13 protein-coding genes are annotated in these 18,355 nt (G+C 47.0%); 11 read left to right on the top strand and 2 right to left on the bottom strand.

The genetic code is table 11. The features are described from left to right. The coding region (locus tag MJ770_RS05220) for a fibronectin type III domain-containing protein (RefSeq protein WP_239250550.1) at positions 1 to 1,925 on the bottom strand (1,925 nt) is incomplete at its 3' end. Beyond that, the gene (locus MJ770_RS05225; protein WP_239250551.1) at positions 1,922 to 2,503 is read right to left on the bottom strand and encodes a hypothetical protein; all 582 of its coding nucleotides are present in this window, start codon (positions 2,501 to 2,503) and stop codon (positions 1,922 to 1,924) included. The genes MJ770_RS05225 and MJ770_RS05220, both read right to left, overlap by 4 nt. 1,609 nt (positions 2,504 to 4,112) lie before the next feature. On the opposite strand from MJ770_RS05225, the gene MJ770_RS05230 reads away from it, so the two are divergent. The 11 genes from MJ770_RS05230 (at position 4,113) to MJ770_RS05280 (ending at position 18,351) form a co-directional block, all read left to right on the top strand. After that, the gene (locus tag MJ770_RS05230; protein ID WP_239250552.1) at positions 4,113 to 4,931 is read left to right on the top strand and encodes an ABC transporter permease; all 819 of its coding nucleotides are present in this window, start codon (positions 4,113 to 4,115) and stop codon (positions 4,929 to 4,931) included. A gap of 210 nt (positions 4,932 to 5,141) precedes the next feature. Beyond that, positions 5,142 to 5,288 carry a hypothetical protein gene (locus tag MJ770_RS05235; RefSeq protein WP_239250553.1) on the top strand — a complete coding sequence of 49 codons (147 nt, stop codon included), beginning with the start codon at positions 5,142 to 5,144 and terminating at the stop codon, positions 5,286 to 5,288. Positions 5,289 to 5,689: 401 nt separating this feature from the next. Then, the gene (locus MJ770_RS05240; RefSeq protein WP_239250554.1) at positions 5,690 to 6,943 is read left to right on the top strand and encodes an ABC transporter ATP-binding protein; all 1,254 of its coding nucleotides are present in this window, start codon (positions 5,690 to 5,692) and stop codon (positions 6,941 to 6,943) included. A 332-nt stretch (positions 6,944 to 7,275) separates the two neighbouring features. Beyond that, the gene (locus MJ770_RS05245; RefSeq protein WP_239250555.1) at positions 7,276 to 8,253 is read left to right on the top strand and encodes a sulfotransferase family protein; all 978 of its coding nucleotides are present in this window, start codon (positions 7,276 to 7,278) and stop codon (positions 8,251 to 8,253) included. Between the two features lie 305 nt (positions 8,254 to 8,558). Next, the gene (locus MJ770_RS05250) at positions 8,559 to 9,515 is read left to right on the top strand and encodes a WxcM-like domain-containing protein (protein WP_239250556.1); all 957 of its coding nucleotides are present in this window, start codon (positions 8,559 to 8,561) and stop codon (positions 9,513 to 9,515) included. Continuing rightward, positions 9,512 to 10,618 (top strand): DegT/DnrJ/EryC1/StrS family aminotransferase, encoded by a 1,107-nt coding sequence (locus MJ770_RS05255; RefSeq protein WP_239250557.1) that lies wholly within the window; start codon positions 9,512 to 9,514, stop codon positions 10,616 to 10,618. The genes MJ770_RS05250 and MJ770_RS05255 overlap by 4 nt, the downstream gene beginning before the upstream one ends. Further along, a complete protein-coding gene (locus MJ770_RS05260) occupies positions 10,615 to 12,684 on the top strand; it encodes a glycosyltransferase family 2 protein (RefSeq protein WP_239250558.1) in 2,070 nt (689 codons plus the stop codon). Before MJ770_RS05255 ends, MJ770_RS05260 begins: the two co-directional genes overlap by 4 nt. Before the next feature lie 78 nt (positions 12,685 to 12,762). Next, positions 12,763 to 13,803 (top strand): glycosyltransferase family 2 protein, encoded by a 1,041-nt coding sequence (locus MJ770_RS05265; protein ID WP_239250559.1) that lies wholly within the window; start codon positions 12,763 to 12,765, stop codon positions 13,801 to 13,803. After that, positions 13,787 to 15,880 (top strand): glycosyltransferase family 2 protein, encoded by a 2,094-nt coding sequence (locus MJ770_RS05270; RefSeq protein ID WP_239250560.1) that lies wholly within the window; start codon positions 13,787 to 13,789, stop codon positions 15,878 to 15,880. The genes MJ770_RS05265 and MJ770_RS05270 overlap by 17 nt, the downstream gene beginning before the upstream one ends. After that, a complete protein-coding gene (locus MJ770_RS05275) occupies positions 15,877 to 17,196 on the top strand; it encodes a glycosyltransferase (protein ID WP_239250561.1) in 1,320 nt (439 codons plus the stop codon). The genes MJ770_RS05270 and MJ770_RS05275 overlap by 4 nt, the downstream gene beginning before the upstream one ends. Positions 17,197 to 17,427: 231 nt before the next feature. Beyond that, the gene (locus MJ770_RS05280; protein WP_239250562.1) at positions 17,428 to 18,351 is read left to right on the top strand and encodes a glycosyltransferase family 2 protein; all 924 of its coding nucleotides are present in this window, start codon (positions 17,428 to 17,430) and stop codon (positions 18,349 to 18,351) included. Positions 18,352 to 18,355 lie beyond the last annotated feature (4 nt).

Below are 18,355 nucleotides of genomic sequence, written 5' to 3' on the forward strand. Positions count from 1 at the left end.
TTAATCTGAGTGGAACTGATCGGCACGGCAGAAAGACCTGTCGGTACGGTCGGTGGAGTCGTGTCAGTACTAGACGCGGCAACACCCCATGCCTCAATTTCAGTGATACGGGAATGGCTGGAAAGTGCACTGGTAATGTTCACCCGAATTCGGTCGGTGGTGTACGAAGCGAAGTTTACTGTCCGCTTAACCAGATTATTTCCGTTTACCGTAGCAAGCGTAACCCAGGCCGATCCATCCCAGCCCTGGACGGTAAAGCCGGTTACACCCCAATTGCTAAAAGTTAACGTATCAGTCGGCTCGATCGGATTTGGATAGTTATCCTGTAGCGTGTAGAGCACTACCCGATTGACATCCTTCGTACCATTAAAGTTGATTTGCACCCAATCTGGATAGGCATTGAACGTTGCATCACGCCAGCCTCCCCCATTAGCCCAAGGTGCACCAGTACGCTGATTGTTGTTGACCGCCGCAATTGGAAAGTCACTATTAACACTGGACGACGCCAAAGCCACCGCACCAACGCTGGCAAGCGCGAGGTTACTACTCGTCGTTGCAGACGTTGTCGTTGCCAATACCGGGGCGGTCTGCGCCGAGCAGTTGTTTGCAGCATCACAGGCCGACACGGTATAGCTATAGCTGGTCGAGGCAGTCAAATTCGTATCGCTATAGCTCGTCGTAACCGGGCTGCCAACCAGAGAACCATCGCGATAAACTTTGTAGCCCGATACGCCCACATTGTCCGTCGAAGCCGTCCAGCTCAGGTTAATCTGAGTGGAACTGATCGGCACGGCAGAAAGACCTGTCGGTACGGTCGGTGATAAATTATCTGCGCCACAACCCCCACTGACTGTTCCAGTTCCATCAATTTTAAAAGTGGCCGATGTCACGCATCCAGCAGTAATAACAAGTTGTGTCGGCGAACTCCCTCCAAATACAACTGGAGCGATCGCCACCCCATTATTGTAAAGTGGTGGTTGAAACGAAAGACCGGAGGATGAATCTGCATAGGGCCCGACACTGGAGCCTGCAGTAAACTCTGTCTGAATGGCTTCGGCGTGCAATGTGTAGTTGCCAGGGGGCAGCAACAACTTAAAGTAACCGGTATTCTGAATGAGATAATCAGAAACAAAGCTAAACACTTTATTAGTGCTTACTTCCTTTGCCCAGATGTTCGCGCCAGGGATAGGCGTACCATTGGCTTGGGTGAAAATTCCGGTAAGCTGACCATAAACGTTGTCCAGCGATGCATCCGGATAAAGGGCGCTCACTGCGGCAATGTCATCTTCGTGTAAAGAATTTAAACTCCGATATGCAATGGGGTACATTAATGGATAGCTTGAAGTAACCAACCCTTGTGAATTATCCAATTGTGTGTGATCCAAGCCGATCATGTGTCCGGCTTCATGGGCAAGAACGGTTTTCATAGTCGTATCACTAATGGAGATGTTGCCGTTGATCACGGCACGGCCTTCTGAATATTCACACTGTGAACCGTTATTATTCCAGCCAGAACCAGCAAAACCAAGTACGCTATTTCTTGCACCGTTACCGAATATGGCATCAACAATTGAACCATCGGTGTCATAAATCACTGGATTCAAGCCATCCGAGAAATCATACAGAAACGCCGAATAATTACTGGAAGTCACATCCACTGTAAGATCTGTCCCGCGAGAGAGCGACACTGTTGAGCTCGCCACATTTGTCCATCGAGATACCGCATCTGTAACTAGCGTGTCTGCCTGCGCGTTAGTACGGGAACCAAGAGCGCCTAGATCGTAGTTAAGCGACACCGAGCCCGCGCCAGGATATTTTGTAGGCAGCTGATAGCAGACTACTAATGGGCCACCAGCAAATACAGAAACCGAAAATATAATTAACGCGCCAGCCACGAGGCCGCGCATAATTCTCAGGAAAGTCATTTAACCGTTCCCCCTTGCTGACGCACAAGTCGCTTAAATTCTTCGAGATCAAGCCGCTTGACGGGCCCAGGCGCCTTCTGCATTCTACTTAAAGCGGGTAAGGTCACCAAGGAAGTTGGGAAGCCCAAGGTCATTTCTTTGAAATCTCTGCCATTGGTTACATCAAAGCCGGTTGGCACCGAGATGATATTAAATTTTCCCTGACCAAGACCCACAGGACTGGAGAAACCTGATGCCGAAACGCCATACAGGAAAAGCACGTAACTCTCCCCCACTGTAAAAGTAGGTATGCCTGTTATTTGATTTATTTTCCCCTGTAGCTCTCCACCGATTTGCTTAATGGTATGTGTGGCTCCAACTTCACCCTTGAGCACCTCCTGAACTTCAAAAGTACTAAAAGTTACAATTGCATTTGTTTGTGGATCAAGTTCGCTGTGGTTCTCAATGGATTTGCCCTGAAATGCGATAGCGGCATCGTTGACGATTTCATCCAGGTAAAGTGGTAACACACTCATGGCTCGTGCCGGCAGTGCAATTACAAGGCTGATCAAACAGGTAAAAAGTAGTTGTCTTGGCATGGAAGTACCTCCAAAGGGGTAACGCATATGATTCAGCATCCTAAAATATATATTGACACGACCCAGTAAAGTTTGAAGCAACAGGTGTTTCACTGTGCAGCTGATTGGCTGACAAACTAAAACATAGCTTGGCCGTATCGATAGGTAAATGTTTAACGCAAGGGAAATAATCAATTCCAATGCGCTTTCAGACTCAATTTTCTGTAATTAGAAGGCATCTCGAAAAATCGAATTTAGCAAGCAGCCGCTTTGCGGCTTGCCCACTTACCTCTCTATCGACACAAATTGGCAATACTAAAAAGTTATCGCTTGCACATCAACAAAAATTGTTAAGCAAAATTCATACCTTTTAAGCCATTCTTAAAAATATAATTATTAATTACAAAGCATTAAATATTTATTTGCAGGTATAAGACACTTGCAGGAGCATTTTAATAGGTCAACTGTAAAAAATTTCGACAAAATAAAAATTCATGATGCATATGGATTCTCAAGCTTAGACATTCAGGGTCAAGCGAACTGCACACAGCGAATAGCAAAATCGCAACTTTGGACAACAGAAGATTCACATAATGCTAAAGAAATACTGAACAGAAGGAACGAATCGCCGCCACCCTGCTCTTGAAGTACTTATATTAACGTACAGAGTAGCGATCAATGAGGCGTTTTTTATTCCGCACCCGGTGTCCAATGTCCTACGCTCTTACTATTTATCTTGCTTATTGAGTTGAATTAGCAATCTACTCACTGCCGTTCCACCTTGCTTTCGTACTAACTCCGTCGAATTGCTTTGCCACTGCATACATAATCTCTCGAGAGCTGGATGACACGCGTAGTTAGCGCCACAGGGTGACCTAATATAAACTTCTCGAGAGCGGCCACGTCCGAACGCTAAGTGCCATAAAGTCATCTAAAAAAATTCAATTTAGCGTGCAACCTACCTGCTTACCCAATTGCCAGGTGAGACAAGGCGCGAGTAAAAAATTGAACACAGCGTATATTTTGATATGCATTCGATAATTTTTTTTAGTATCGCCGAATTGTGCCGATAGTGAGGAAAGAAGACAAAACGTCAGGCAGCTGCTCGCAAAATTACTTTTTAGAGTGCTCTACAATCCACAGAGCCATAATTGCTACATCTCAGGTTTTAAACACTATGAGCTTTATCATACGTTCAATGAATATGGTTTTAGCGCAGTCTGCCACGGATCCCCCACTTTTTTTGTGGATGATGATCGGAATTTCAATCTACCTACTTTAATAGGTAGTGATTGAGTAAAAATGTTAAGATCAAAAGTAGAAAAGTCGTTCATTATGCTAATGCCTGTTCGGTATTTTATAAAATTATATAGCCGACGACAATTTTTAAAATAGCTGATCCAGAAGTCTGAATCAAACAATGCCATTTAATATTCAATTTCCGCAGGCTCTAAAATTCAATTTCCGCAAGCTCATAACATACCATTAATAAAATCGAAAACATGCTGGCAGCAATTGGTGCAAGCCGCACCGAGCAATGGATTTAGTGCCAGCTAGACTGACATCCAAAAGCACGGCCAACTCAAGATAGCAATCCATCAACAAAATAACTTAGGGAGCAACAACGAACATGATTGCCGTAGTAAAAAATCTTGTCGAATACCGCGAATTGATGGGTGTACTTGCTTGGAAGAACGTCACGCTGCGCTACAAGCAGGCATATCTAGGCATTGCCTGGGCGGTAGTGAAGCCACTTGTCCTCATGCTGATCTTTACATTGGTTAAAAGCTTCGTTGGCATTGATAGTGGCAACATCCCTTATCCCCTCCTGACTTTCGCTGCGCTCATGCCCTGGATTTTCTTTCAAGAATCTGCATCTGAGGGAGTAAGCAGTGTGGTAGGCAATGCCAATCTAATCAAAAAAATCTATTTCCCGCGCGAGATATTCCCCATAACAGCAGTCGTCACCAAGCTCGTTGAGCTTGGCATCAACTTTTTTATTCTGGCTGGGCTCATGATTTGGTTTCAATACATACCCAGCATATACATCCTATGGGTACCATTCATTATTCTATATACAATTCTGGCAGCTTTAAGCATCGCATTTGTCGGCGCTGCAATCAACGTTTACTATCGAGATGTAGGAGCCGCCCTGCCCGTGCTGCTTTCTCTACTCATGTACGCTTCTCCGGTGATTTACCCATTGCAGTTAGTAAAAAGTAAACTTTTAGAGCAACAAGCCGCCGGCGAGTGGTCCAATTTGCTTTATACCCTGTATACCCTTAACCCGTTGGCGGGCATCATTGACGCATTTCAAAGTGTTGTACTGAGAAATGAGCCTCCGGATTTGGCAGCTATGGTACCCGGCTTTATCTTGGTTGCAATCTTGCTCCCACTAAGCTACGCCTTCTTTAAGCGTGCGGAATCTTATTTCGCGGACGTAATTTAAGGATAGCGGATAGGCATTAAAGGGTGTCTCTACAATTTCGTCATTCCAGCGAAGGCGGTCATCCAGAACTTGGAAACAATTATGAACAGATACAGAAGCTGTCCAAGTCGCCTTCTGTACATGACACAACTGAGTTTATATTGATTTCCGAATGGAAGATATCAAGCGAGATCGTACAACTTATAGACTATCCACTAAAGACTAACCGCTATGGAAATCATCGAAGTTAATCACACCACCAAGAAATACAAGACCGGTCACAACGACGTCAATAAGTGTCAAACGCTCAAGTTTCTAGCCAAAGAGTCGAAATCGAAGTTTGTCACTATCAAACTTGAGATGACACTGCATGTTTGAGTAAGCTATAGGCTAATTCGCACCAAATTCAGGGAGCTTCTAAAATTCATTTTTCCAGATATGACAAAGCGCGAGGCTACTGTTCACGAAATTGCGATTTTTAAAGATACCCTAGTGCGAGCTTTACTTTGAGAAATAGAAGCCTATACATCGTACCCTATGTAGAAGCTCTGCTTAAGGAATACGCTGTCAGTGATTGAGCTTTAAACATTAAGGGCAATTGATAATGTCAGACAGAGGCACGATTTTATCTATTAATTTTCCAAAATGGCAGCCCTAGGAAATTTCGCAAAGGTGATAAAATCGCGATTTTTCCTGATCCAAAAGAAGAAAGTATTGTAAAAAACGTTTACCTATATTCTCAGACAGACTGCTCTAAGTAAGAAAGACTTTAAATAACTATGCCCATCATCGAAGTCAACCAAGTCACCAAAGAATATCAGCTCGGCCAATTACAAAATATGAAAACCACTGCTTTAAATCAGTGGCGGCGGCTTACAGGTCAACCGATTGAAGAACGTGCCCCGTTCAAGGCGCTGGATGACGTAAATTTCAGCATCGAAGCAGGCGAAGTTGTCGGCATAATTGGCCAGAATGGTGCCGGCAAGAGCACGATGCTCAAGCTGTTGGCCAATATTTCTAAACCCTCAAGTGGCAGCATCACAGTCAAGGGCAAGGTAGCGCCACTGATCGAGGTAGGCGCAGGCTTGGTGGGCGATCTCACTGGGCGCGAAAATATCTACCTCAACGGTGCCATCTTGGGCATCCCTAAAGCAGAAATAACACGCAAGTTCGATGATGTCGTAGCCTTCGCTGAACTTGAAGAGTTCATCGATACACCGGTTAAGCGTTACTCTTCCGGCATGCAGGTGCGACTGGGCTTTGCCATCGCTACCAGCGTGGAATCAGACATCCTTATCGTAGATGAAGTGCTGGCGGTGGGCGATCTGGCGTTTCAGAGGAAATGTTTTGACCGGATGGAGGATTTAATCAAGGGACAAGGAAAAACAGTTTTGTTGGTGTCACACAATATCCGACAGGTTGAGCGTATGTGCTCACGGGCAATCTTACTAGTCCATGGCAAAATCAATACTGATGGCAAGTCTTTGGATGTATGTGAAGATTTCTATCGCAAGAGTAACGAAAAAGTTCTCGCCAACCAACGAGATGGACACAAGGCACAGATTAATTCCTCGGGAGAAGTCGATATTCTCGATATTGAGGTTCTGAATGCAGATGGGCAGTCTATTCAGGAAATCGCATCCGGGGACAGTTTGCGCGTTCGTGTCCAGTTCGAGTTAAAGCGATCAATTGATCAGTTAGAGATAATCGTTGGCACCCATACAACCGACTTCCTTTACTTGAGTGCAGCGTCAACGATTATATTTGAGAATCGGCCACACTACGATGCTGGCCAACACGAAGTGGAGTACCTCGTTAAATCATTTCCATTGGTGAGTGGGGTATATTGCCTTAGGGTGGCCATGTTTGATGGTAATAAAAGGATGCTATTTTCTGGAGAAACGCTTAAGACATTTAGTGTCGCGCCATCAGCAATGGAAGTGCGGCAGCCACCAATGCGAAAGCTCAGTTTAGCTACAGAATGGAAATTGAACGGTCAATATTTTGGCGATGAAGAGTCGGATGGCGCGTGAAGTGTATAGCCGATGCCTCGAAATATAGAACTCAAAGCAGGTTTTGGTTTAAACAGCTTCAACGTCAATGGTTTTATGCCACTGGAGCTTACATCATAAAGAATTTGCAGTAGGGACTGCATAGCACAAAGCCCGGACGAACAACGACTAAACTTGGCAGGAAGCCGACAACGAAAAGCTTAATTTGAGGGGCTCTGGATCGATACTGATTAAGGTCTGGAATGGCGGCAACACTGCCCCTTAGAATCTCAAATGGACAATCTTGGTTAAAACTGTCGGCGTATTGCCTGATCCAAATATTTTTACCACATGAACTTAGGTAATTAAAACGTATGACTATTCTGAATTCAGGCCTAGATTTTGATCAGGGAGCCAACTTAGTGTTCGTAGGAGGAAGTCCTCGTTCGGGAACGACGATGCTTCAAAACATGCTCGATTGTCATCCTGATATTGCGGGTGGCCCAGAATTTGATCGAGTACCAGATGTGGTGGCATTGAGAAACATGCTCATGAATTCAATCGACAACGGTCGAATCTCTGTCTTTCTAACAAAAGACGAAGTGGATCGAGAAATTGGATATTTTATCGAAAGGCTATTCGCCCCTTATACAAGAAAGCGAAACCGCAGAATATTGAGTGAGAAGACTCCATGGAACGTGTTGCATTTCACGGCGCTGCTTGAGATATTTCCATCAGCAAAATTTATATTTTGTGTACGTGACCCACGCGCTGTAGTGTCCTCAATGCTACAAGTTGGAAAACGTGCTCAGTCATCAAAAACTGCGCCGGATTTTACTCGAAAAATTGGATGCGCCATCTCAATGGTGAAGCGTTGTAACCAGATGGGCTTTCGAGCGCTACGAGAAAATCCGGATCGTGTGTTGCTTGTTCAATATGAAGAGTTGGTGGCAGCTCCAGAGAAAATGACGCAGCAGATTTGTGGCTTTCTGGGAATTCTATGGAACAGTGAAATGCTCACTCCAGAGAAAAAAAAGCACGATGGTGAAGTGGGGGTCGATGGAGTTTGGTACAACAAAGAAATGTACTATCGTGCGCCTGAGTCTTCGCGAGTTGAGAGTTGGAGGAATGAAATTTCAACAATGCAGCATATCATTGTCGCTACTGCCTTCAAGGATGACGCAGACTTGAAAACGGCTGGATATGTTTTCTCTAGAGAGCAGCTGCCAACTTGGACCAAAATTCTAGAAAAGCTGGTGAGCCTTGTTTATGATGGCAGCAGATGGTTAAAATGGAGATTTAATCAAATTAGAAGTTTATCAAATCACACATCACGTAACTCTAAGGTATGAAAAACTAAGCAGCGCTGTAGGTTTACATGGGATTGCGGTTGAGGCTTGTTGGAGTCCTGACGTCTGCTAGCGATTCAGAAATCCTCAAGTGGTGCAGCTCAGCGAAATTTGTTTGATATACGGTGTGGTGAGGATTTAGGCTCTTATTTTCCGCGTTACGAAGTCATACAACTATGACAAATGCTTCTTCCCTGTTATTTTTTATGGGGCTACCGATATTTTTAATGGATAAATCAGAGTGCGGCTGGAATATTCAATTTCGTGATCAATTACCAGTTTAGTTCACAGCAAAGGTGTTACATTTTATGAAAAAGCGATCGGAGGACTACTACATTCATCCGAATGCAATTGTTGAAACACACAGTATTGGAAAGGGAAGTCGCATATGGGCGTTCACTCACATTCTGCCAAATGCTCAGATCGGCGAAGATTGCAATATATGTGACCACGTCTTTGTTGAAAATGACGTAGTAATTGGCAATCGAGTAACAATTAAGTGTGGTGTGCAATTGTGGGACGGGATTACGCTGGAGGATGACACTTTCGTTGGGCCAAACGCAACGTTTACCAATGATCGCTTTCCAAGGAGTAAACAATATCCTGAAAAATTCGCCAAGACACTCATCCGCAAAGGTGCGTCTATTGGTGCAAATGCCACTGTGTTGCCGGGTCTTACGGTTGGTGTGAATGCAATGATCGGTGCTGGCGCTGTCGTAACGAAAAGTGTACCTCCCAACGCGATTGTGGTGGGAAATCCAGCCAACATTGTCGGGTACGTTGAAACACCTCAGCACAGTTCAGAACAGCTAGTTTCTCTCCCAAGCGAACAGAAACTCAGCAAACTCTCCGTTAAAGATGCCGCGCTCTACAGAATGCCACTTATTGAAGATCTGCGCGGCGCGCTTTCGTTTGGTGATTTCAAATATCATTTTCCCTTTATCCCAAAGCGCTACTTTCTTGTCTTCGATGTGCCTAACAAAGAAATTCGTGGCGAACATGCACACAAGACTTTGCAAGAATTTCTGGTTTGTGTAAAGGGAAAGTGTGCGGTTACTTTAGACGATGGACAGTTGCGAGAAGAGGTGGAATTGAGTTCCCCGACTATAGGCTTATTTGTGCCAGCAATGCTGTGGAGAACTCACTACAAATACACGCCGGATGCAATGCTTCTAGTTTTTGCGTCTGACATTTATCGGCCAGAAGACTACATCCGTAACTATGACGAATTCCTCAGCTTGCTTAGTCAGGAAGACAAACCATGAATAACGTGCACTTCCTCGATCTCGGTGCCACTTACCACGAACTCAAGTCGGAAATAGATGCCGCTGTAGCGCGAGTGCTAGAAAGTGGCTGGTATCTACTCGGTGCTGAACTGGAGGCCTTTGAAGCGGAATACGCCGCCTACACCGGCGCACACTATTGTATCGGCGTTGGCAACGGATTAGAAGCCCTACACCTGACCCTACGCGCCATGGACATCGGCCCTGGTGACGAAGTCCTAGTGCCATCCAATACCTATATCGCAACCTGGCTAGCGGTAAGTCAAACCGGCGCAACCCCCGTGCCGGTAGAGCCGGACGAATACACCTACAACATAGATCCACAGCGGCTCGAAGAGGCCATTACCCCCCGCACCCGTGCCATACTGCCTGTCCACCTCTATGGTCAGCCAGCGAATATGGCTCCCATACTTGCCTGTGCCAAAATGCATGGTCTGAAAGTTTTGGCCGACGGAGCACAGGCCCACGGCGCACGCTATCATGGTGCAGCTATCGGAGGGCTGGGCGATGCGACTGCCTGGAGCTTCTACCCCGGCAAAAATCTTGGGGCCTTTGGTGACGCCGGTGCAGTTACCACCGACGACCAAGTACTCGCAGAACGTATCCGCATACTACGCAACTATGGCTCACGGGTTAAATATGTAAATGAGGTGCAGGGTTACAACAGCCGTCTGGACGAAATGCAAGCCGCAGTATTACGTGTGAAGTTGCGCCATATGGATACATGGAACGCTAGGCGTGTCCATGTTGCCGCAACTTACAAAGCAGCGCTGGCAGAGTGCGCACTCCTTCTACCCGTCGTTCCACCTGAAATCACACCGGTTTGGCACCTTTATGTGGTACGTCACCCACAGCGTGAAACACTGCAACGTGATTTACAAACTCGCGGCATTCAGACCCTTATCCACTACCCTATTCCACCCCATCGCCAAACCGCTTATGCCGACCTTGGTTGGCCAGCCGGTAGCTTCCCTGTGGCGGAATCCATGGCTGACAGCGTACTTAGCTTGCCCATCGGCCCACATTTAAGTGCTGCCCAGCAGGGACAAGTGATAGAAGCGATTGTTGAGCTTTGCAAAACATGACTGGGCAACCGCTCGTTACGGTCATAGCTGTTTGCTATAACCATGCGCGTTTTGTTATTGAATGCCTTGATAGCATTCGTCACCAGACCTATCCTCATGTGCAGATCATCATCATGGATGATTGCTCGCGCGACGATTCTGTAGAGCTTATCCATGAATGGATCGAGCGCTACGAGATCAAGTGCAAATTTATAGCCCACCAGAAAAATCAGGGCCTATGTCGCACCCTCAACGAGGCCTTGGAACTGACGCAAGGAAAATACATTTCGATTATTGCAACAGATGATGTGTGGATGCCAGAAAAGCTTTTTCATCAAGTCACACAGATGGAAAACCTCTCGGAAGAAGTTGGCGTCCTATATAGTGATGCTTACCAAATTGATGAGAGCGGCTGTCGACTCACCACGAAGTTTATAGAAGCACACCGCTCAAACAAGACGATGCCGGAAGGTGATATTTTTCCGATAATTCTCGCCGGTAACTTTATCCCGGCGATGTCCACACTGATTCGTGCAACGACTTACGCCAAGGTGGGAAAATATGATGAGCGTCTAGTTTATGAAGACTGGGATATGTGGTTGCGGATATCAAGGCATTTCAAATTTGCGTATTCCCCACACATAACAACTCAATACCGAGTTGTAGCATCATCCCTGACGCGCAAGATTCTATGGGCGCGGGACAGCACCAGATTTACCTCTGATTTTCTTATTGCAAAGAAACTGTTATCCGACCAAGGCATGACCAAGCAACAACAACTGATGCTACGTCAGCGCTTGGCTGATTGTGCGCATGACTTGTACAAAATTGGATATCCAAATGCCCGCCCCTATTTATGGGAAGCTCTGAAGATTGCTGCGGATAAGCGATCAATCATTACTTTCTTGCTAACAATTTGCAGGATTCCTCACTCAAGTCTGCGCAGCTGGCAAAGTTATTTAAAATGGCGATGGACTAGCATCAAAACATGGCGGCGTCCGGTTGATCACTTAGTGACAACACCAAATAAAACATCTGATTTTATTTCAAGTTCCATTGTGCCTAAAATCAGCATCTGCATACCCACATATAACGGCGCCAGATATTTGGAAGCCTGTTTGAACAGCGTATTGCAGCAAACCTACAAAGATATCGAGATACTTGTGGTTGATGATGGATCAACCGATGCCACTTTAGAGATCCTTGAGCATTTTGCAGCCAACGATGAGCGAATCCGGTTAGTGCATAATGAAAAAAATCTTGGGCTGGTAGGTAACTGGAACCGTTGTATTGAATTAGCCCAAGGTGAGTGGATCAAGTTTGTTTTTCAGGACGATTGGATTGAACCAACGTGTTTAGAAGCAATGCTTGATGCAAACACGCAGGATAGCTCCATTGTTGCGTGCCAGCGAAATTTTGCATTTGAGGAAGGCGTAAGTAATAGTACGCGGCAGTATTACCTGAACATCCCTACTCTTTCGACACTCTTTCCAGGCGCTGCAACAATCTCAGTTAAGGAATACAGCGAAGCTGTGGTAGACCACTTCGCGGTTAATTTTGTGGGTGAACCAACAGCTGTTATGTTCCACCGCAGCATATTCGACAAGTTTGGGGGGTTTAATTCGGCACTTATTCAGCTTTGTGATTTTGAGTTCTGGACACGGATTGCTGTACACACGGGGATTACCTACATTCCTCGATCGTTGGCAACGTTTCGCGTACACAACAACAGTACCACCGCCAAAAATGCTGAACACAACTATGGAATCGAGTTGGACATCCTTTCCATGTTGCATGATTTCGTTTTCTTGCCTGCCTATGCGCCATTGCGCCATTTAGCTATGAACCGCAATCCACCATTTGATCTGACACAGGAACTTGGAAAAAGGACACGCGGCACCCGTTGGTTGGCAATTGATGCTGCCAATCGCTTGGGGGATCAAAGTTTATTGCGTGAATGGGACACGTTTTCTCAGTCTTATCCCGCTTTGCTGCCATTCGTTGATGAGAAATCACGTGGGCAATTCTCCCTCTTCAAAAAAATACGCCGCATTCTAGGCGAAAATTTACTGCGGAGAGTCAAGTGACCGTGTTAAGCACTAAATTACATCTCGTGTTTGCTAACTTACCGTTGATGCACGTTTTAGACATTTAAGGCAGTAAACATGGCGAGTGTTACACCTATTTTTGATAAACCCTTGGTATCTATCATCATCCTCAATTGGAATGGATGGAAGGATACACTTGAATGTCTGCGGTCGGTCCAAAAAATAAATTATCCAAACTTTCGCATATTGGTTGTCGACAACGGCTCTAGCGATGAATCCGTAACCCAGATTCGGCACGCATTTCCCGATGTTGAACTGCTGGAAACAGGGAAAAATCTCGGTTACGCTGGCGGAAACAATGCTGGAATAGCTCATGCATTGAGCGAACAGCCCGCGTTCATTTTGCTGCTTAATAATGACACGATTGTGGACCCGGATATTTTAACCGCGTTTGTTGACGCAGCTTCATCTTGCCCGGCAACAGGTATTTTCGGCGCTAAAAGTTATTATTATTCTAAGCCGGACATCATTTGGACATTAGGCGGTAAATGGGATAGTAGCACCAGTGAGATCATGTTTATTTGTCAAGGGGAGCACGACTCTGCGGTGTCTTGTGTTCCGCCCTTTGAGGTGGAGTATGTCATTGGTTGTGCTTTGTTCTGTCGCGTCGACATGATTCAAAAAATTGGAATGATGGAAGAGTCATTTTTTCTGAACTTTGAAGAGATGGACTGGTGCTATCAGGCAAGAACGGCCGGTTATTCTTCATACGCCGTGCCTGACGCCAAGTTGTGGCACAAGGTTTCAGTATCGTTCGGTGGCGCAGAATCGCCGTTATGGAATTATTTTATGACGCGGAATGAATTGCTTTGGGCGCGCAGGCATCTTTCTCTGCGCGAGCGCATGCGGGTTGCGAAAAAAATTCTGCGGCGATGGTTGCCGGGCTTTTCAATAGGTGAACCGGGTCAACATGGTTTAGCTCAACGGTTATATTGGGAAACCACGCGCTATGTTCGTGAAATAAACCGGCGGCGACATCAGCCTTATTATCAGGCACAATTTTACGGCGTTATGGATTACGTTTGCCGCCGTTTTGGGGATTGCCCTTCCTCTATCAGAAAAAAGCTTATAGCGAAGCCGGATGAAATCGCAAGCTGAATCAGCTGACTCACCTCAACGGGCAGACGATTCTATGCCCCGTGTGAGCGTGCTGATGGCCGCCTATAACTGCGCGGCTTATGTTGGCGAAGCCATTGACAGCGTTCTGGCACAGACCATGACTGACTTGGAGCTCATCCTCGTCGACGATGGCAGCACCGACCAGTCACCAGAGATCATGAAACGTTACGCTGATCAAGATGCCCGTGTGGTTGTTTACCGACAGGAGAATCAGGGCATCGGCGGTGCCTCTAATCAGGCTTTGAAACTCGCTCGCGCACCTTATATTGCCATCCTTGACAGTGATGATGCCATGATGCCTGAGCGGCTTGCCATTCAGGCAGACTATCTGGATCAGCATGCAGACATTGCGGCTGTAGGCAGCCAATGGTTCACCATGAATATCCAAGGCGAAATTAAAGGGATAGACCGTCAACCCTCAGATCCGGATAGTCTGTTTACACTCATGTTCGCTTATTTCGCCATGCATCATCCAACTATCATGGCACGCAAAAAAACCATCCTGGCTTGTGGCGCTTATGACACCAAAATCAGGCGAGGGTGTATGGACTATGGGTTATTTTTTAATCTTCTGCTCGCTGGGCACCGTATGACCAACTTGCCTTATCTACTGACTCGTTGGCGATTGAATCCGAGTGGTGCCACACATGACAACGCGGGCCCGCAGACGGAAGATTGCTTGAGCATTCGGGCTAAAGGCTTCATGAAAATGACGAAACAGGACAACAATTGTGCAGACTCGCTTGCGTTGACCTTGGTTCGGACTTTTCCTGCTGGAAGCTGGTTTGACGAGAGAGTTTCGCATTTGATTCCTGATCCCACGCCTAGCCCTGCTTTGCTCAGATGGCGTGAGCTTGCAGCGCGTGGGCTCGTTTCTGATCTGGAGGCTGCTTGCGTGGACTGGTTATGCAATGAACGAGATTATGCAGAACAGTTGGCTGAGTTATTGCAGCGGGAAGGTCTGCCCTGGCTTGGGCAACTCACTCTTGGCAAGGCGGGCTGCATGATGATGGCTCCCAATAAAATCGTAAACCCTGTCCCGGCAATTGCCACTTCCTCTGAGCTGGTTTTGCTCATCCCTACCCAAGCAAGTGATGACGAACTAATAGACCGCATTCAGGCTAGCCTTGTAAGATTGCCAGAGAATGCCGAGATTATTGTTTTCTCTACGGATGGTACTGAGGCAAACGTACCTGCGTCACTGATGCACCCCAGGCTGCGCGTTTTGCCCACAGCCGCTGTCATTACACACGCTTGGCAGAAAGCTTTGTCAGAAACCCGCTGCGAATTCATTGCCTGTGCCGCAGCGGGATGCCGTCATCATCCTGAATTTCTTTCGCAAAGCCTGGCTGCTTTGCAATCAGACTCGAATTTGTCACTGGTCTACTCACCTTCGGATGTGTATTACCCGGATGCCCTTGATTGCAATGGGAACGCCGTCAAAGATCCCAGCCCGGAGCCGCACTGGACACGGCAGACCTTACTGGGAAAGGATAGAGGCAACTTGAGTTGCATGGTGTTTCGGCGCGGATTGATTGGTGCCATCCCGGTTGCCTTTGAGGAAATCGTGCCGGCAACTAGTTGGACAATTGCCCGCAGCCTGCTTGCTTGTTCTGAACCGCTGATATTGCCTATACGCAATATCGAGTTTGCCCCAAAAATTGGGCTCGCTAATAATATTATGGATACCCTGGTACAACGTTTGGTTACTTGGTATCTGGACACTGGCTTGGGCAGCGTTCCAGTCTCTTGGGCTTGGCCACAATTGTCGGCTATTCAAGGATTGGAACGAGTGCGCGAACTCGATGCCAGATTTCTGGAAAACAAACTGTGCATCCACCCAGGAAACGCCTCCCTGATCGCTGAGTTTATTGTCCGCTTCTCTCGCACGACGTTATTTCATCCCGTGTTTAAATATCTTCTTGTACACTATCCAGTCATCGCAATCGGTGAACTTCGCAAACGCAGCACCTTGACTGCTTCACTGTGTGGCCCTTGGCGACTATTGTTACGTGGTTATACTAAATTCCGTAAACCTATAAGATTGTACAAATGAAAATCTTGCATGTTTTTCATTATTCCAACCTAGTTAACGGTGTGGACCGCACTACCCTTACCCTGCTGAGCGCTTTGCGTCAACTCGGGGTAGATGTCAGTGCCTTGGTACCTGATCCGGGTGATGTTACACAAGCGTTGGATGAACTGGGCGTGCCTTACCGGGTTGCCTCTTTGGGATGTTGTACAGGGCCAAGCAAGCCTGCCGAGCTGGCCTATCTGGCCCACGCGGCTACCCGTGCGGAATTGATCGAGAGCTGGTTGCGCGAAGGGGATTTTGACCTCATTCACTTGAATACGGGTCATCTGCTCGATGGCGCTATCGCAGCCTGCAAGGCCAATGTGCCGGTGATCTGGCATATCCATGCCCCTTTTGAGATCGACTATGAGCGCTATATTCGTTTCATGGAGCCTGCTGCTTACGCGTGGTTGTTGGGCGAGCTGGGTAATCATGTCATAGGGGTCTCGGAGGATGTGCGAACCAGTTTGCTGGAATGGCTCCCTTCAGAAAAAATCAGCACGTTGTATAACGGTATCGATGTTGATGACTTGGATATTCGCGCGCAACAGCCGCGTAAGCCATTGCGGGAAGAATTAGGATTGCCCGCAAATATCCCGTTGGTGTTGGGTTTGGGGCGTATCTCGGCACAAAAAGATTTTGCCACGTTTGTTCGAGTGGCCAGGCGCGTTGCGGATACGCATTCAAGCGTTTGCTTTGTTATCGTTGGACCGGTCGAAGCACGTGAATTGGCGGAGGCGCTACCAAAGCAGATCAAAGAGTTGGGGCTCGATGGTCGGGTGTTTGTGTTAGGGGCAAGAAACGATGCACCTGCCCTGCTGGCGCAAAGCAATGTATTTCTCTCCACTGCAATATTTGAGGGACAAGGTTTAGCTGCGCTTGAGGCCATGTCATTAAACAAACCTGCGGTTGCAATGGATTGCGTGGGCTTACGCGAATGCATCGAGCACGAAGTAGATGGACTGCTGGTACCATTGGGGGATGAAGACGCCTGTGCACAGGCTGTGTTGCGCGTCCTACATGATGATGGCTTAGCTGAAAAATTGGGACAACGAGGCAGGCAAAGCGTGCTGGATAAGTATTCTGCACAGGCATATGCCAAAGGGTTTCTCGCTATAACCGAAAGCGTGCTGCACAATACTCCTCCAAATAACAAAACCGCCGTGGCTGATTTTGCATTGGGATTATTGAAAAAAATTCGTGAAGCCCATGAAAGAGCATCACAGTTAGATCAGCGTGCTCACTTTCAGACTCGGTTTAAAAACAAATTATTGCAATGGACCAACTATTTAAAATGAGTAAAATCAGGCGATGATTGATCCCATTTCTTTTAATCTGCATCGCAGTGCCGACCAGCAAGGTTCAGTTATTCTCAGAAAAAAAATTCTGGATTCGGCTTTTGCCTGTCTCTTTGTTGCGCGTCTGGAGCCAGCCCGATTTTTTCGAAGGAACGGGTTCGGTATTTACAGCCAAACGGTCTCTTGCTTCGCCTTACAGCTTACAGCAACGCGAATGCGCTTATAAACATCATGCATCCTACCGTTTCCATCATCATGCCCTGTTACAACGGCATGCAACATATTCAGGCCGCCATCGACAGCGTGCTGCAGCAGACATTTAACGATTTTGAACTCATCGTGGTAGATAACGGCTCTACTGATCGCACGCCTGAAATCCTCGACTCTGTGAATGACTCCCGCCTCAGGGTGTTTAACCTGTTGGAACGCGGTGTCAGCCGCGCGCGCAACTTGGGGCTGAAAGAAGCGCGTGGCACTTTTATCGCTTTTCTCGATAGCGACGATACTTGGAACGCAGCGTTCTTGGAGAAAATGCATACGGCGCTAGCTTCTGATTGCAAGGCCGTTCTCGCTTATTGCGGGTGGCAGAACCTGGGTTTGCCCGGACCGCGTGGAGAGCCATTCGTCCCATCTGATTACGAAAACCCAGATAAGGTGACCACCTTGCTGGAGGGTTGCCGCTGGCCCATTCATGCCTGCCTTACCAAAAGCAATGCTATTATCGGAGCAGGTGGGTTCGACACCAATTTCACCATTGCCGAGGATTATCTGCTCTGGTTGGAAGTATCCGTTACCGGCACTATCATCCGTGTGCCCGAGGTGCTTGCCCAGTATCATCACCACGACGGCGTGCAGGCCACACAGAACCAAGCGTTAGCTGCGCTTGACACCTTTAGGGCAAAACAGCTTTTTTTCCGTCGACATCCAGAAATTGCAAAACAGATCGGGCCGGATAAAATTAACTCTCTCACTTGGGGCAAGCTGATCCAGCAAGGTAATATCCTGCACTGGCAGGGCGACATCGAAAATGCGCGACCCATTTTCCGGAAAGCACTACTCGCTGGTCACGGCTCGCTTTCAGCAAAATTACGCATGCTGCCGTGCCTGCTGCCGTTAAGCATTCATCGCACCATTCTCGCAGCCAAAAAAAGTTGAATTT

The organism is Candidatus Nitrotoga sp. M5 (assembly GCF_927904885.1).
Lineage (GTDB): Bacteria > Pseudomonadota > Gammaproteobacteria > Burkholderiales > Gallionellaceae > Nitrotoga.

What these genes read in the sequence shown, in the direction of transcription:
- MJ770_RS05225 (WP_239250551.1), bottom strand. Translation starts at nt 2,503, where the DNA reads ATGCCAAGACAACTACTTTTTACCTGTTTGATCAGCCTTGTAATTGCA.
- MJ770_RS05230 (WP_239250552.1), top strand. Translation starts at nt 4,113, where the DNA reads ATGATTGCCGTAGTAAAAAATCTTGTCGAATACCGCGAATTGATGGGT.
- MJ770_RS05235 (WP_239250553.1), top strand. Translation starts at nt 5,142, where the DNA reads ATGGAAATCATCGAAGTTAATCACACCACCAAGAAATACAAGACCGGT.
- MJ770_RS05240 (WP_239250554.1), top strand. Translation starts at nt 5,690, where the DNA reads ATGCCCATCATCGAAGTCAACCAAGTCACCAAAGAATATCAGCTCGGC.
- MJ770_RS05245 (WP_239250555.1), top strand. Translation starts at nt 7,276, where the DNA reads ATGACTATTCTGAATTCAGGCCTAGATTTTGATCAGGGAGCCAACTTA.
- MJ770_RS05250 (WP_239250556.1), top strand. Translation starts at nt 8,559, where the DNA reads ATGAAAAAGCGATCGGAGGACTACTACATTCATCCGAATGCAATTGTT.
- MJ770_RS05255 (WP_239250557.1), top strand. Translation starts at nt 9,512, where the DNA reads ATGAATAACGTGCACTTCCTCGATCTCGGTGCCACTTACCACGAACTC.
- MJ770_RS05260 (WP_239250558.1), top strand. Translation starts at nt 10,615, where the DNA reads ATGACTGGGCAACCGCTCGTTACGGTCATAGCTGTTTGCTATAACCAT.
- MJ770_RS05265 (WP_239250559.1), top strand. Translation starts at nt 12,763, where the DNA reads ATGGCGAGTGTTACACCTATTTTTGATAAACCCTTGGTATCTATCATC.
- MJ770_RS05270 (WP_239250560.1), top strand. Translation starts at nt 13,787, where the DNA reads ATGAAATCGCAAGCTGAATCAGCTGACTCACCTCAACGGGCAGACGAT.
- MJ770_RS05275 (WP_239250561.1), top strand. Translation starts at nt 15,877, where the DNA reads ATGAAAATCTTGCATGTTTTTCATTATTCCAACCTAGTTAACGGTGTG.
- MJ770_RS05280 (WP_239250562.1), top strand. Translation starts at nt 17,428, where the DNA reads ATGCATCCTACCGTTTCCATCATCATGCCCTGTTACAACGGCATGCAA.